At 47.0% G+C, this 15164-nt stretch carries 8 protein-coding genes and 2 tRNA genes; 8 read left to right on the forward strand and 2 right to left on the reverse strand.

Annotated elements, in window-relative coordinates:
• Positions 1-46: 46 nt before the first annotated feature.
• Entirely contained in the window at positions 47-1810 is a 1764-nt protein-coding gene (gene ggt, locus AC2T15_RS02915; RefSeq protein ID WP_053100039.1) for a gamma-glutamyltransferase, read from the reverse strand.
• Positions 1811-1948: 138 nt separating this feature from the next.
• Positions 1949-2404 (reverse strand): universal stress protein, encoded by a 456-nt coding sequence (locus AC2T15_RS02920; protein WP_486778681.1) that lies wholly within the window; start codon positions 2402-2404, stop codon positions 1949-1951.
• Between the two features lie 352 nt (positions 2405-2756).
• Between AC2T15_RS02920 and fadB the strand changes: the two genes are divergently transcribed.
• From fadB to AC2T15_RS02960, 8 genes are all read left to right on the forward strand, one after another.
• Positions 2757-4904, forward strand: coding sequence for a fatty acid oxidation complex subunit alpha FadB (fadB, locus tag AC2T15_RS02925; protein ID WP_286593122.1), 2148 nt, complete (start codon positions 2757-2759; stop codon positions 4902-4904).
• 30 nt (positions 4905-4934) lie between these two features.
• The gene (gene fadA / locus AC2T15_RS02930; RefSeq protein ID WP_486778682.1) at positions 4935-6110 is read left to right on the forward strand and encodes an acetyl-CoA C-acyltransferase FadA; all 1176 of its coding nucleotides are present in this window, start codon (positions 4935-4937) and stop codon (positions 6108-6110) included.
• A gap of 159 nt (positions 6111-6269) precedes the next feature.
• Entirely contained in the window at positions 6270-6683 is a 414-nt protein-coding gene (locus AC2T15_RS02935; protein WP_053100034.1) for a PA2817 family protein, read from the forward strand.
• A gap of 128 nt (positions 6684-6811) precedes the next feature.
• Positions 6812-6887: transfer RNA gene (locus AC2T15_RS02940), tRNA-Glu, on the forward strand.
• A 6-nt stretch (positions 6888-6893) separates the two neighbouring features.
• A tRNA-Gly gene (locus AC2T15_RS02945) sits at positions 6894-6969 on the forward strand.
• 89 nt (positions 6970-7058) lie between these two features.
• Positions 7059-7712, forward strand: a complete 654-nt coding sequence (locus AC2T15_RS02950) for a glutathione S-transferase (RefSeq protein WP_486778683.1) — start codon at positions 7059-7061, stop codon at positions 7710-7712.
• Positions 7713-8470: 758 nt separating this feature from the next.
• Complete coding sequence (locus AC2T15_RS02955; protein WP_486778684.1) at positions 8471-12478, forward strand: hypothetical protein; 4008 nt, start codon at positions 8471-8473, stop codon at positions 12476-12478.
• The gene (locus tag AC2T15_RS02960; RefSeq protein WP_486778685.1) at positions 12475-14610 is read left to right on the forward strand and encodes a hypothetical protein; all 2136 of its coding nucleotides are present in this window, start codon (positions 12475-12477) and stop codon (positions 14608-14610) included. Before AC2T15_RS02955 ends, AC2T15_RS02960 begins: the two co-directional genes overlap by 4 nt.
• Positions 14611-15164: the final 554 nt, after the last annotated feature.

A 15164-nucleotide genomic window follows, 5' to 3' on the forward strand; every position in this document is an offset into this window, starting at 1 on the left:
CCCGCTAGTTTGTACTGCACGGGGTGTTTTGTTAATGGCTAGTGGCTTAGTAGCCTAAGGTGCCGCCATCTGGGTTGCGTGGATCGGAATAACCGTAGAAACCATCATCACGAATCTGAATGGTTTGGGTGCGGCCCATTGAGGCTTTGGTTTGCACATCGTAGCCCCAATTGTTGAGCAGGTTTAGCGTATCTTGGCTTAGGCCTTTTTCAACCCGTAACTCATCAGGCTGCCATTGGTGGTGAATACGTGGCACTGATGCCGCTTCCGCTGGGTTCATACCGTAATCAATACTGTTAATGACGGTTTGTAAAACGGTGGTGATAATTCGCGCCCCACCTGGGCTGCCTGTTACCATCCACGGCTTATTATCCTTGAGGATAAAAGTGGGCATCATGGAAGATAGCGGACGTTTGCCAGCCGCAATCGCGTTAGCATCGCCACCGACTAAACCAAAGGCGTTAGCGACGCCGGGTTTGGCGGAAAAGTCATCCATTTCGTTGTTCAGCAAAATCCCGGTGCCTTCGGCGACAATGCCACTGCCAAAGTTAAGATTTAAGGTATAGGTCACGCCCACCATGTTGCCTTGCTGATCCACCACCGAATAATGGGTGGTTTGATCACTTTCAAAGGGTTGCGGTTGGCCAGGTTTGATCTCGGCAGCGGGACGAACTTGATTAGGTTTAATGCTGTTGGCTAATTGCTGGGCGTAGCCTTTGCTGATGAGGCCTTGGACGGGCATTTGCACAAAAGCGGGATCACCTAAAAACTCTGAGCGGTCGGCATAGGCCAATTTAGAGGCTTCGGCAATTAAGCGAATACTTTCGGCGCTATTAGCCCCTAACTCAGCCAGCGGAAAGTGCGACAGAATATTTAAAATTTGCAGCAAGTGGATGCCACCTGAGCTGGGTGGTGGCATGCTGACCACTTGATAACCACGGTATTCACCAGAAATAGTTTCGCGCTCAATGGCTTTATAGCTGGCTAAGTCTTGCAGCTGAATCATGCCACCATGCTTTTGCATTTCGGCGACAATGGCTTTAGCAATATCGCCTTTGTAGAAAGCAGAGCTACCTTCTTTAGCTATTTTATTAAGTGATTGTGCTAAATCTTTTTGTACTAAGCGCTCGCCCGACTTTAGAGGGGCGTCGCCATTAAAGAAGATGGCTTTAGAGGCGGGCCATTTTTTTAAATTATCTGCTTCGGCTTGTAAAATTTTTGCCAGCGTATCGCTAACCACAAAACCCTCTTCAGCCAGTTTAATTGCAGGCGCTAGCACTTGCTCAAGGTTCATGCTGCCCCATTTATTAAGCGCGAGCTCAAGGCCAGCTACGGTGCCTGGCACTCCAACGGCTTGGTGGCTATACATAGATTTACCTTGTATCACATTTTTTTGTGCATCTAGGTACATGTCACGGTGGGCTTTTTCCGGGGCTACTTCACGAAAATCGAGCGCAGTATTGTTACCAGTTTTGGCATCATGCAACAGCATAAAGCCACCGCCACCAATGTTGCCGGCATTAGGCAGCACTACGGCTAAGGCAAAACCTACCGCAACCGCAGCATCAATGGCATTACCGCCTTGTTGCAAAATGGCTAGGCCAACTTCGGTGGCAAGCATTTGCTCACTGGCAACCATGCCTTGCTTGGCGTAGACCGGATGAAAAATATCCATTTCCACGTCATAACGCATAGCGGCTTGTTGCGCTGCATCAACCGTAATGACAGGAGCTTGTTTGGCCTGTACTGAAGCGCTAAATAACGCTACGAATAGGCTGCTATAAAGGAATGTTTTTGCCGTTTTTTGCATACCGAAGACTCTTTATTCTAGTTAAGCGTGGTATTTAAAACGAATGCTTGAATACTGTCTGTTAGCGATAAGTAATGCTTGACGTAAAAAAGCCAGCAGTTGTGCTGGCTTTAGCGAAAAAAGAGAGCGGTGCTTTTACTACTCAGTGTCTTCTGTTTCTTGCTTATTGAGGGCAACCGCGAGTACATCACAGGGTGCCTTGGATAACACATCATTGGTAGTAGAGCCCAATAGCAGGGCTAGACCATGGCGTCCATGACTGCCAACTACAATCAAATCAACCTTTTGTTCCCTGGCCATTTCATGAATTTCATGTTTTGGCTGGCCTACGCGTAAATGGCAGTGGTCGGGGGTGATCCGTGGAAAACCTGCTGTAAAGGCTTCGAGCTTTTCCCGTGCTTGCTCGGTTTGTTGCTCTTGTAGCAGTGATAAGTCCATCGGTACATCGGCGCCAAAGGCTACGGACATGGGTTCAACTACATGTAAAAAAGACAACATGCAATTAAAGCGTTCGGCAATTGCATTGGCACGCTCTAGTACGGGATGGCAGTCTTCAGCAAGGTCAGTTGCAACCAGAATATGTGTGTAGCACATGGTGACTCTCCTTAAGGGATTAACGCAGAGGCGCTTTAACATCTTAAGGCTAGACTACTGGAAAAATAAATGGACTGCACGCATTGCCGCAAGTGGAGTAAAAACTGTTCGGCAAAAGCGAGGTTGGGAGTAAGGAAACTAATTCTTTAGTCTGTAATCACAAAGGTTTATAAGTTTTATTACAGAAAAACTCGGCGCTTTGATTGACAAGCGCGGTTATTTTCTTGAAAGTGTGTACACCAAATCAAACGAGCGTATGAAAACTGTTTTGTCGCTCATGCATCGAACTAAAGCAGCAAAGGGCTTTGGACTCGATGTTCTTGTTCAGCTTCCCTAGCGTGGAGATCAGTTGATGATTTACGAAGGTAAAGCCATCACGGTTAAGGCACTTGAAGATGGCATCGTTGAGTTAAAATTTGACCTCAATGGTGAGTCCGTAAACAAGTTTAACCGTCAAACTTTAGAAGAATTACAAGCAGCCACTAGCGCCATCGCGGCTGATAGTTCGGTTAAAGGTGTATTAGTTAGCAGTGGTAAAGACGTATTTATTGTCGGTGCTGACATTACCGAGTTTGCCGATAACTTTAACCGCAGCGAAGAAGAGCTGGCTCAGTTCACTCTAGAAGCCAACCAAATCTTTAATGCCTTTGAAGACCTAGCGGTACCTACCGCAGTTGCCATTAATGGTATTGCCTTAGGCGGTGGTCTAGAAATGTGTATGGCGGCTGATTACCGCGTACTGGCTGATGGCGCCAAAGTCGGCTTGCCAGAAGTTAAGTTAGGTATCTACCCAGGCTTCGGTGGAACTGTGCGTATGCCGCGCCTAATTGGTGCTGATAACGCCATTGAGTGGATCGCAGCCGGTAAAGAAGGCCGTGCTGAAGAAGCGCTGAAAGTTGGTTTAGTTGATGTGGTCGTGAGCCAGGATCAGTTAAAGCCAGCTGCTTTAGACTTACTTAAGCGTGCTATTGCAGGCGAGCTAGACTATAAAGCTAAGCGTCAGCCGAAGTTAGAAAAGCTAAAATTAAATGCCATTGAGCAAATGATGGCGTTTGAAACCGCTAAAGGTTTTGTGGCTGGTAAAGCAGGCCCCAACTACCCAGCGCCAGTTGAAGCGATTAAAACCATGCAAAAAGCGGCCAACATGGGCCGTGATAAAGCATTAGAAGTAGAAGCTAAAGGCTTTGCTAAATTAGCTAAAACCTCAGTAGCGGCTAGCTTAGTGGGTCTGTTCCTTAATGATCAGGCACTTAAGCACAAAGCGAAAGAGTACGACAAACTAGCATCCGACGTAAAAATGTCTGCAGTTTTAGGTGCTGGCATCATGGGTGGCGGTATTGCTTACCAGTCAGCCCTCAAAGGTACCCCAATTTTGATGAAAGACATCAATGAAGCGGGTATCGAAACCGGTCTAGAAGAAGCCGCTAAGTTATTTGCTAAGCGTGTTGAGCGTAAGCGCTTAACTCCACTGAAAATGGCTGAGGCATTAAATCGTATTCGCCCAACCTTATCCTACGGTGACTTTAATACTGTGGATCTGGTGGTTGAAGCAGTAGTTGAAAACCCGAAAGTTAAGCACGCAGTGCTGGCAGAAGTTGAGCAAAATGTTAGCGAGAACACTATTCTGGCTTCTAACACCTCAACAATCTCAATTAACCTGCTGGCAAAAGCGCTGAAGCGCCCAGAAAACTTTGTCGGTATGCACTTCTTTAACCCAGTGCACATGATGCCATTGGTTGAAGTGATCCGTGGTGAGCACTCCTCAGAAGAAGCGGTAGCAACGACAGTAGCTTACGCTAAGAAAATGGGTAAAAACCCAATCGTGGTTAATGACTGCCCAGGCTTCTTAGTTAACCGCGTACTCTTCCCTTACTTTGGTGGTTTCGCCAAGTTAGTCAGCGCTGGTGTAGATTTTGTCCGCATCGATAAAATCATGGAGCGTTTTGGCTGGCCTATGGGTCCTGCGTATCTGATGGACGTAGTGGGAATTGATACCGGTCACCATGGCCGTGACGTAATGGCTGAAGGTTTCCCAGATCGTATGAAGGACGAGCGTCGTTCAGCGGTTGATGCCTTATACGAAGCCAATCGTTTAGGTCAGAAAAACGGTAAAGGTTTCTACGCTTACGAAACGGATAAGCGTGGCAAGCCGAAAAAGGTGGTGGATGAGTCGATTAAAGACGTATTAGCCCCAATTGTTTACGAAAACCTAGAGCTAACCGACGAAGACATCATTAACTGGATGATGATTCCTCTGTGCTTAGAAACCGTACGCTGCCTAGAAGATGGCATTGTTGAAACCGCAGCTGAAGCCGATATGGGCTTGATCTACGGTATTGGTTTCCCTCCATTCCGTGGTGGTGCGTTACGTTACATTGATAGCATCGGTGTAGCCGAGTTTGTGGCCTTAGCTGACAAGTATGCAGATTTAGGACCGCTATACCATCCAACTGAAAAACTTCGTGAAATGGCTAAAAATGGCCAGAAGTTCTTCGGTTAATTGCGGACAGATTAGAGCGAGAGTATAGAAATGAGCTTAAATCCAAGAGATGCAGTCATTGTTGACTTTGGCCGTACCCCAATGGGTCGTTCCAAAGGCGGCATGCACCGTAACACTCGTGCTGAAGATTTATCAGCACACGTAATTCGTGAATTGTTGAATCGCAACGAAAAAGTTAACCCATCAGAAGTTGAAGATGTAATCTGGGGCTGCGTTAACCAAACCCTAGAGCAGGGCTGGAACATTGCGCGTATGGCGTCGTTAATGACGCAAATCCCGCACACCAGCTCGGCACAAACCGTTAGCCGTTTATGTGGATCGTCCATGAGCGCACTGCACACCGCAGTTCAAGCAATTCAAACCGGTAACGGTGATGTATTTGTGATCGGTGGTGTTGAGCACATGGGCCACGTTGGCATGATGCACGGTGTGGACCCAAACCCACATATGTCGCTGCACGCTGCTAAAGCCTCAGGCATGATGGGCTTAACCGCGGAAATGCTCGGTAAAATGCACGGCATTACCCGTGAGCAGCAAGATGCCTTTGGTGAGCGTTCACACCGTTTAGCGCAAAAAGCGACAGTTGAAGGTAAGTTCAAAGACGAAATTCTGCCAATGGAAGGTTACGACGAGAACGGTTTCTTAAAAGTATTTGATTACGATGAAACTATTCGTCCAGAAACTACGCTTGAAAGCTTAGCCGCCCTGCGCCCTGCGTTTGATCCAAAGAACGGCACAGTAACTGCAGGTACTTCTTCGCAGATCACTGATGGTGCTTCAGGCATGATCGTGATGTCATGGCAACGTGCTAAAGACCTAGGCATTGAGCCAATGGCGGTGGTGCGTGGCATGGCGGTAGCAGGTGTTGATCCAGCAATCATGGGTTACGGCCCAGTGCCTTCAACTAAGAAAGCGCTGAAGCGTGCTGGCTTAAGCATTGAAGATATTGATTTCTGGGAGCTCAACGAAGCCTTTGCGGCGCAGTCGTTGCCAGTACTGAAAGATCTGAAATTACTCAATGTAATGGAAGAGAAGGTTAACTTGCACGGTGGTGCGATCGCTTTAGGTCACCCATTTGGTTGCTCGGGAGCACGTATCTCCGGAACCTTACTCAACGTGATGAAGCAAAATGATGGTAAGTTAGGTATCGCGACTATGTGTATTGGTCTCGGCCAAGGCATCACGACCATTTTTGAGCGTGTGTAACCCTATCTAGCTGCATAGCTGGTCGTCTTAGGGTAAAGCCCTCAAGTCTTCGGACTTGGGGGCTTTTTTTATTGACTGGAAATACCAGTCAAGCCAATCAATTCAGCGAGAACAAGCAAACTGCGCTATTCTACGCCGCAGTTTTATGGAGGGTAGTACATGTCCGATAGTTATTTGCAGCATCAACTCAGCTTATTAGCCCACGTGCGCACCGTGTTGCAGGCGGTGGCTGAGCAAGAGATCGAGCTGATGCCAGAGGGCAATAGCGAGCTGTTTATTGAGCGCTTTGATGAAATGGTTGCAGAGCTGCAGCAAAGCCAAGCAGATTTGTATTTAGGGCAAGAAATTATCTGCCAGATTTTTCAGCGTTATCCGCAGATTGCTCATCTGGTGCCACGGGATTTACTCTGGTTTTTTGGCGGTGATTGTTTGCACTATATGCCAGATGCTGAAATTGAGCTGTTCCAACAGTTAGAAGATCGTCGCTTTGCCGCGCTAGAGCAGGGCGAAAGCTTTGATTGGGCAACCGAGGTTGAGCTGTTATTTATGCCCGTATTAACCGCCAAACAGTGATTTTAAAATATTTTAATAAAAGTGCTTGACGGATCCTGAAAGCTACTCTAATATACGCGCCACTTCCAGAGACAAACAAGCAAAAGCTTAGTCGTTTTAAGAAGTAGGAAACCAAGTTTCCAACCTGCGTCCCCTTCGTCTAGAGGCCTAGGACACCGCCCTTTCACGGCGGTAACAGGGGTTCGAACCCCCTAGGGGACGCCACATTCTGCGGGAATAGCTCAGTTGGTAGAGCACAACCTTGCCAAGGTTGGGGTCGCGAGTTCGAGTCTCGTTTCCCGCTCCAAATTTAGCGATAAGCTGAATTATAAAAAAGAGTCGAAAGACTCTTTTTTTTCGTCTGCGATTTTTACCTCGTCGTGTATGATCCTATCTATGGCTACTTTATTACCGATTCTTTATTCCTTCCGCCGTTGTCCCTATGCGATGCGAGCGCGGTTGGGGATTTTATTTGCAGGGTCGCAGGTTGAGTTACGTGAGATTGTGTTGCGCAACAAGCCAGCGCAGATGTTGGCAATTAGTCCCAAAGGCACAGTACCTGTTTTGCAACTGCCCGATGGGCAAGTGATTGATGAAAGTCTTGATATTATGCGCTGGGCTTTGCAGCAGCAGGATCCACAGCAGTTACTTGATGAATCTACCTTGACTCAAGGCTACGCATTAATTGAGCAGAATGATCGGCAGTTTAAGCATTGGTTAGATCGCTATAAATACGCTGATCGCTATCCTGAAATGACTCAGCTCGAATATCGGCTGCAAGGCGAGGTTTTCTTGCAGCAGTTGGAGCAGCTGCTGCTAAATCAGAGTTTTCTCTTAGGCGATAAAATCAGTCTTGCCGATATCGGTATCATGCCGTTTATTCGCCAGTTCGCCCATGTCGATCGACAGGTATTTGCTGAGTTACCTTATCCTAACTTGCAGCGCTGGCTAAATGCCTGGCTGCAGCATCCTTTGTTTTTGCAAGTCATGCATAAATATCAGCCATGGCAAGAGGGTGACCAGATTGTGGGTTTTTCCTGCTTGAATTGACGGTAGTCAATTATAGTAATGGGTTGGATAGGCTTTAAGTAATTAATAAGTAACGGTAATTCCTCCGAAAAATAGCAGTGCTCTCAAGTAGAGTTTTCCATAAGCTGTATGCAACGCAGTAATGCGTAGCGGTCAAAAACTACGATTTACTGACAGCCAAATCTTCTCAGTCTTGAAGTAAGCCAAAGACGGTGTACCAGCTCCTGAGCTGTATCGTGAGCATGGGATTAGCAGCGCAATCTTTTATAAATAACGCACCGAGTCTGACGGCATGGATGCATTGATGATGACGAGCTTAAAAGAGCTTGAAGAAGAACAACGTGTGAGCTAAGGAACGTTTGAAAGTCGAGCCTCTTAAAGAGGCCATCGAAAAAATTGGTGAAGCAGTCTCAGCGTCGTGAGATGGCACAACGAGCAGTGAATGAAAAGCAATCAGTATATGTTTGACATACTTTGTTTTAGTATCAGTGAAAATTGTTATCGTTATCAAGCCAAGCTTAGCCATCAAAACACTGAAATTGTTGATTGGCTGATTCGTTTGACTCATAACCACAGAAACTGGGAGCTTGGATTGTGCTTTCTATATTCGCGCAGCGTGAAAGGCTTTCGCTGGAACCATAAATGCAAAATTAGCATTCTTTATAATTAACCTGGCTATATCAATAGTAAAGCGACCGAATCTGTCGCTTAGTTTTGCTGTAATCCTTGTTGGCTAAATTTTCAGACCTTAAAACGTTTAAAATAAACAAGGAGCAGCTATGGCCCTATTAGCGCAACCCTTACCTGATGATTTGCAGCAAGCCGTTAATCAAGCCCGCCAAAAAGCCGGTGAATTTTATCAATTCACTGAAGGTGAAACACCACTGTTAATTCAGTCTCAGGATGGGACAGCCAGCGGTAAAACTTTCAGCGTTTTTTATCAATATCTCCGTGCGATTAATCCGGCTGTGCAGCCGGGCCAAGGTCACCGCAATTTGGTTTTTATTACGCCGCTCAAATCACAGATAGATTTACCAGCACAAATCATCGAGTTGGCTGAGCGCAAGCAGGTTAAGGTTTTGCCTTTTTTATCCATTGGTGACTTAGCTGACTTGGCTTTTATTCCTTGGGGGCAAGAGCAGCAAGGTGAAGAAGCCACTAATAAAAATCGCTACCAGCGCTGGATTAAGCAGGCAACAGGGTTACTAAAACGCAGCTTAAATGATGGACCCAACGCAGCCCTCGTGGCTTTTAATCGGCTAGAAGAAGAGCTGTTTACTCACGCGCGTCTTGAGAGACGCTTATCTGAAGAAGCGGATGCAGGCTTTGTTGATGAGCAGCAATTACTGCAAGATCAACTCGATAAAAGCAATTTTAATCTGGTGCGCCGTTTACAAGTGGCGTGTGTCGAGCTGCTCAATGAGTTGAACACAGATATAGAGGCGCTGATGACTGCAGCGGAGCACGACCTTCAGAGCAAGGCGCAACTGGCTGTCAGTATGTTGCAGCATCTTTTTCCTTTTCAAGCCGCCTTATATCAGCGCTGTATTTTACTGGCGACTACGAAGAAGTTTGATGGCAGCGTAACTCTGCTGCGCCAGAGTAAAGAGGGGCATTTTGTACACTATACGCGCCCTTTGGATTGCCTATTAGGGCAGAAAAAAGTCTTGCCAGATAACCCACTGGGAGAGCTGGCGCAGTTACCCGACGGGGAGCGTATAGGCGCGTTAAAAACGCAGTATTTTGTGCATGATGCAGATTCACCTGTTGCCTTGCGCGATATTCGTTTTACGTTGGTGCTGGATGAAGAGCATGACGCCTATGCGATCTTTCAGCAAAACGTTACTAAAATACTGCTCAGTGATGATGTGCAGCTCCCTTCCTTGTTAGCCACTTTGCATCGGGTGATTGAGTTTGTGGACGAGTGTGCGGATGATCCGCGCGCGCCGAATTACGAAGCGCTCAAAGACTATATCGATGAGATTAAAAAAGCTTTAGCCAAGTGTGATTTAAGGGCTGACTTTGAGCTCAAGCAGCTGACTCAATTGTTTCAAAATACCTTGCTGGACGTGGTGGTGGATGGGCGCAACACTGAGCAGGTGATTGCGCTGATTGGCAATGTGTTTAGTCATCAGATTCATCGCTTTTATCGTGAAGATGATTTGCGTCGTATTCGTTTACGCAGCCATGGCCGTTATTCATATACCGAGATGTATGTGGCAGCTGATGACGCAGACGATAATAATTTTAGTCTGTATGAGTTGTATCAGACGGTGACGGCTGTCTTAGCGGCGTCCGCCACTTTAGTGCAACCCAGTCGGGTGCAACACATGCTATCCCAGCAAGAGCAGGCTAATCATAATAATCCGTTATCGCGCTTTATTGGTAAGGCGCAAGCGATCAAGGGTGAGGCCAAATACTTATTGGCTGGCCAAGGTGATCATGCGCAGTTTATTGATGATTTCTTCACTTACTTCCAGCCCAAAACCCTGTTTTCCTTGTCGCCGCGCGATCAGGTGATGATGAAGGCTGAGCAAGTCAAGGGCTGGATTTTGCTCAAGTTTCGTATGGAGTTGATTAAGGAGTTACCGGAAATTAGTTTGTTGCGCATGTTGTATCAAACGCGCAATACAGTGACTTTACTTTCAGCTACTGCAGGGTTTCCTAGCACCTATAATGGGCAATACAGTCGGCCTTTTTTAGAGCGTTATGCCAGTATTTTAGGCTTCCACACGCGTCGCCGTGATCTTGCAGCAACCGAGTCACTCGTTAGCGTACGCACACTACGAAGCAAGATACGGCCGGTCAATATTGAAGTCTTTGATGAGCAGCAGCGACTGCTATCGCCTGTCGTGAATGAACCAGCATTTGTGCGGGTGTATGAGCGCTGGTTGCAACTGCTGCAGCCTTACCTACACGACATTAAGCATAACCGTTATCACCATCGTGAGTTTTGTCGGCATTTACAAGCTGTTTTGTTGGCGGCCTATACTGAAAATCACTCTTTAAGTATTGGCTTAAGTGGTCGTTTTTTTCGCGTACTGGGCTTGTATTTGGATGCTCAAACACACAGCTCCACCCCTGAACGGGGGCTGGTGGTAATTGATAAACGCCAAGGTCAGGATTTACATCGAGTCTTTGAGTTTCGGCCGTTTAAAGACAAAAACCCGCTGCGTGTGGTGATGTTTGATTCTCGGCTCAACCGTGAAGATCAGGTGCGTGAGTACCTGCGAGTTGATCGGCCTGATCTAACCATTTGCATGGTGTCGCATTTTAAAGGGGCGAGCACCGGGCTGAACCATTATGTGAGTTACCTGCTTGATGAGCGGGTGTTTCAGGTGGACTTTCAGCGCTTGATATTGGTATGCAGCAGTTATTGGAGTCAGGTGACTCAGAAGGATACGCAGACGGGTAGCCGTAGCCGCAATACCTTGGCCAACTATATTACGTTGCTTAAACACTACAGTCATGGCCCTGTTTTGCGCCGTGTGGATGAGTTTGAGACTGATTTAGTCGATTCTTATGCAGGGCGCTTATTGGACAGGGAGCATGTTGTGGAATTGCATAAAACAGCCATGCAAACCTTTGGGCGCACCGAGCGGCGCGATGCCATTATGGAAGGCTATATTCAGCTGCCTTACGATGTGCAGCTTAATGCTATGCGGGTATTTCGTGATTTAAAACGTCATCCGGACGCCCAGGTGTTGCTAGCCTCCTTAAGTTTGCACAATCATGCCTGGGCCACGCATGCGTTGCATCACTTGCAGCAAGCCAGCTTTGCGGATGGGCAACAGCGCCGCTCTTTTGAGGACAAAGTGGAGCAAGCCTGCCAGCACTACGATGCATTTGAAAAGATTTTTGTGCAGCAGATTTTACCGCAAGCGAAAGCAGGTGATTCTGATGCGATCGCGTTTAATGAGGCGCTGCGCCACAGTGATAGTTTTCAGAATCCTCAAGCTTATATTGCCCGCCTGCAGCGCACAGCGTGGGTTAAGAAAGATTCTTTTTTAGCCCACTGCATAGGTCATTTTTACCTCACCCGCGAGGCCGACTGGGAACAGGTGATTGTCGCGCAGGCTGCCGATGAGCCTTATTGTTTAACTGATTTAGCCAGCGGCACCACGGCCTATCAGCCGGAGAAGCTGTTGCCACCCTACCATCAAGATATGAGTGACAATACGTTTGCTTTGGAGCAAAAGCTCTTCAGTGATTTTCGTAAGTTGAAGCCAGAGCCACTGCAACACAGTATTCCTATCCCTAAATTGCTGCCACTGCTAATGGGTAATATCGGTGAGTGGCAAGTGCAGCGTGTGCTTGAGCATGCCGGCATTCAGGCGCTCACACCCCAGCAAGTGTGTGAGCAGCTTGGCAGTCATTACTATGAAGACTTTGATATGTATTGTCGGGTGGGTCAGCAGCTGATTGCCGTTGACGCAAAGAACTGGCGCATGGGTGCTAATCACCGTCAGCAAGGGCAAGAGCTTCATGCTCAAGCGTTGCAAAGGTTGCACAGATTACAGCAACTGAGTGTCAATAACCCGCAGATCCAGCAGGTGCGCGCGGTGTATTTAAACACCCGTTACAGTCGCAATGCCTTGAATGACCGTGCTGAGCAAATGGCGCAAGAGCAGCTGTTTTATTTGAATTTGTTTAAATCTATCCCGCTTTACCAACCTCATCACAGACTAAAAGATCAAGCCAAACTGCACTATCAGTTACGTGTCAGCCCGATGCTCTTAGCACTATTAGGCAAGGCTGAGGACGATCAACAAGGAGAACAAGAATGAAAAACAATGCATCGCATAAAGGCGGCTACCAGATTGATATGGCGGCTGAATGGGGGCTGCAAGAGCCTGCACATTATGCACCGCCGGCGCGCACTCAGTTGTTTGACCTCAAAGAACCCGCCGAGCAGGTTTTGCAAAAACTCTTGGCGTTTCATGATGAAGAAGGCTGGGGCATTGATGCCTTTATTCTGGAGCGACCTAAAGCGAAAGAGCAGGGTTGGGAGGCGCATCAGCAAGCTGTTTATAAGGAAATACGCCAAACAGTGGCTGAGAAAATCAGAGTTAAAGCAAGCTGCGCGTTAAAGTATGAGGTTTTACATGCGGGTGTGCGGTATTTGGTGATCTATCTGTCGCCTCAAGCGCAGTTTACGGCGCAAAAACTGCACTATATTCAGCACTTTAATACCCATCAAATTGCGCAAACTGTATTGGCTTTAAGAGTTAAATTGCTGTTGCTTGCGGATGTAGCTCAGTACAGCGAACTGGGTGCGGTGGATTACAACAGTGAGTTGTATTTTGGTGCTGCTGTGCAACCCGGTGGGCCCAACAAGAAAGGCGAGTTTTATATTGACGCGTTGCAATATGAATTATTTTACTCTCCCGACTTTCAAGACTTAACCTTTAAGCTTTTTTTAAGCTGCTTTCGCGCAAAAAACGCAGGACTCGGGCTGGTCGGTGATGCAGACCGCGTGTTGATTGCCAACCAAACAACGCTGCAGGTGATTAAAAAAGTGGACGGGCGCAGGTACAGCAAGATGCCCTATATGCGCTTTGCCAATAAAGACTATGCAGGTTGCCGTAATCATGCCGAAAATCGCTTACAGCGACTCATCAGCAATATTTTAACCAGCAGTAAAATTGCTTTTACGCCGCGGGTGTATCAAGCCACTCATTGTCAGTTGCAATTTGTAAGCGCTAAAGAAAAGCGCTTACAACGCCCGCTGCTGTTGATTGATAACCTCGGCGAGGTCGCTCATGCAGAGCAGCGGCAGGCTTTTTTACAGCAGCTAAAAACGGATCTGGCTGCGGCGGATATCATCCAGCCGACAGCCATTGAAGCGCTCAGCCCCCACTGCAATTATTTGGTCATTAATGCGGAGCAGAAAAAGAATGGCTCTAGCATTAGCGCACTGGCTGTGAATGATGAAGGTGAGCTTGAGCAAAAACAGTTAAATAGCTTCTGGCAAGCGTTGGCTTTTGCGCAAGGCAAAGAGCACAGCGGACAAACAGAGCGGCTGCAGCAGTTAGATTATTACAGCCAATTAAAAGTCAGCCGTTTACTGGCATTTGAGCAGCACTATTCCAAGGTGTTACAAGGCCTTAATATTGATCTAAATAAAGTTGCACGCTTTAAGCCAGAAGCCGCGCCGATTATCGCGCCACAATTAGCCATGCTGCGTTATGAGCTAAGTTTAAAAGAGGCTGTGTTGGTGGATGGCTGTATTGATGGCTTTCAAGTGCCAGACGGTCAATTTATTTTGGTGGCGGTGCGTAACTTTAACAAGGCTAAAGGCAAGGCCAGCTATATTGCCGTAACACATATTAAATTTAAGTCGGGACGACTTAGTATTGCACCAGCCAAATTGTACGACGATGAGCAGCGATTGCGTTATGAAGTGCCTGGAATGAATACTGAGTGTGTTGACCGCTTACGCAATGACAGTTTTTATCTGGTGGATGTCGAGCAGCAGGTGGTTATCAGCCGCTATACAACGAATCGAGTGCCACAAATCATAGGCTCTGCCGAGCGCTGTAGCTTAGAAACAGCACGCGTCAATACTGGAAAAATTCAGAAAACTGGCCACCCGCAGCGTACTTGCCTGCCGTACTATCTGACGCCTAAGCCTAAAGGACACCCTGCAAGCCGCTATCAACAACTGTTTATACAAAAAAATGGTGACGAAGCTTTGCTCTTTTGTAGCACCAGCAATCAAGTCAACCAAGCGCCGCATAAGGCGATCAGAGTTTACAAATTAGTAGCGAAAGATTTTTCAGGCCAACCTGCGGATGCGCTCAATACAGCGGCTGCACAATTGTTATTGCGCACCTATACGTTGGATTTGCTGCGCTATAAAGAGGTGACGCAAAGCTCGTTGCTGGAAAAAATTGCGCGTATGGCTTTGGAAAACTAATTTTGGCAGTATTAAAGCAAAGTGCAGAGTAATTCAAAATGAAGCACAGTCGAAACACCCCTGCTTCTGTAGTGGTGGAAAAAAGTACAAGCGTTGCTGCACGGATAGCATCGCTAATCATGAAACCTAACCAGTTCAGCCTTGTGGTGCAGCAGAAAGTAGAACAGCGCAATTATTAGCCGCATGCTGGTTTTTGTGTACTTACGTCAGTGTAGAGGCAAAATTGGTTGTACGCTCTGCTGCATGAGTTAATTAATGTCAATATTAAGACACCTTGCGATTTACCAGAGAAATTGGTTAAGCAAGCGTCTGAGCTGTTGCCAGAATTTGCCGTAGCCAAATTCGAAGCCGAGCCCAGAATCAGTGAATATATGGCTATCAAGCAATACAACTAGGCTTACTTTGGCCACTGGAATGATAAGGTTGATTTGCGGATATTCTGGGTTTTTATGTTATGGCGGTTGCAGAGTCATGGCTCTGGGAATCGATTGGAGTTACGGTAGAGCCATATTTTATGAGCTAGTGCATATTCGGTTGGTACAACAGCTTTTCTG

The organism is Thiopseudomonas sp. SA1F2-1K (assembly GCF_057443035.1).

Bases quoted from the DNA above. Each gene is read 5' to 3' on its own strand.
- AC2T15_RS02935 (WP_053100034.1), top strand. From the start codon at position 6,270: ATGTCCGATAGTTATTTGCAGCATCAACTCAGCTTATTAGCCCACGTG.
- fadB (WP_286593122.1), top strand. From the start codon at position 2,757: ATGATTTACGAAGGTAAAGCCATCACGGTTAAGGCACTTGAAGATGGC.
- AC2T15_RS02920 (WP_486778681.1), bottom strand. From the start codon at position 2,404: ATGTGCTACACACATATTCTGGTTGCAACTGACCTTGCTGAAGACTGC.
- AC2T15_RS02955 (WP_486778684.1), top strand. From the start codon at position 8,471: ATGGCCCTATTAGCGCAACCCTTACCTGATGATTTGCAGCAAGCCGTT.
- ggt (WP_053100039.1), bottom strand. From the start codon at position 1,810: ATGCAAAAAACGGCAAAAACATTCCTTTATAGCAGCCTATTCGTAGCG.
- AC2T15_RS02960 (WP_486778685.1), top strand. From the start codon at position 12,475: ATGAAAAACAATGCATCGCATAAAGGCGGCTACCAGATTGATATGGCG.
- AC2T15_RS02950 (WP_486778683.1), top strand. From the start codon at position 7,059: ATGGCTACTTTATTACCGATTCTTTATTCCTTCCGCCGTTGTCCCTAT.
- fadA (WP_486778682.1), top strand. From the start codon at position 4,935: ATGAGCTTAAATCCAAGAGATGCAGTCATTGTTGACTTTGGCCGTACC.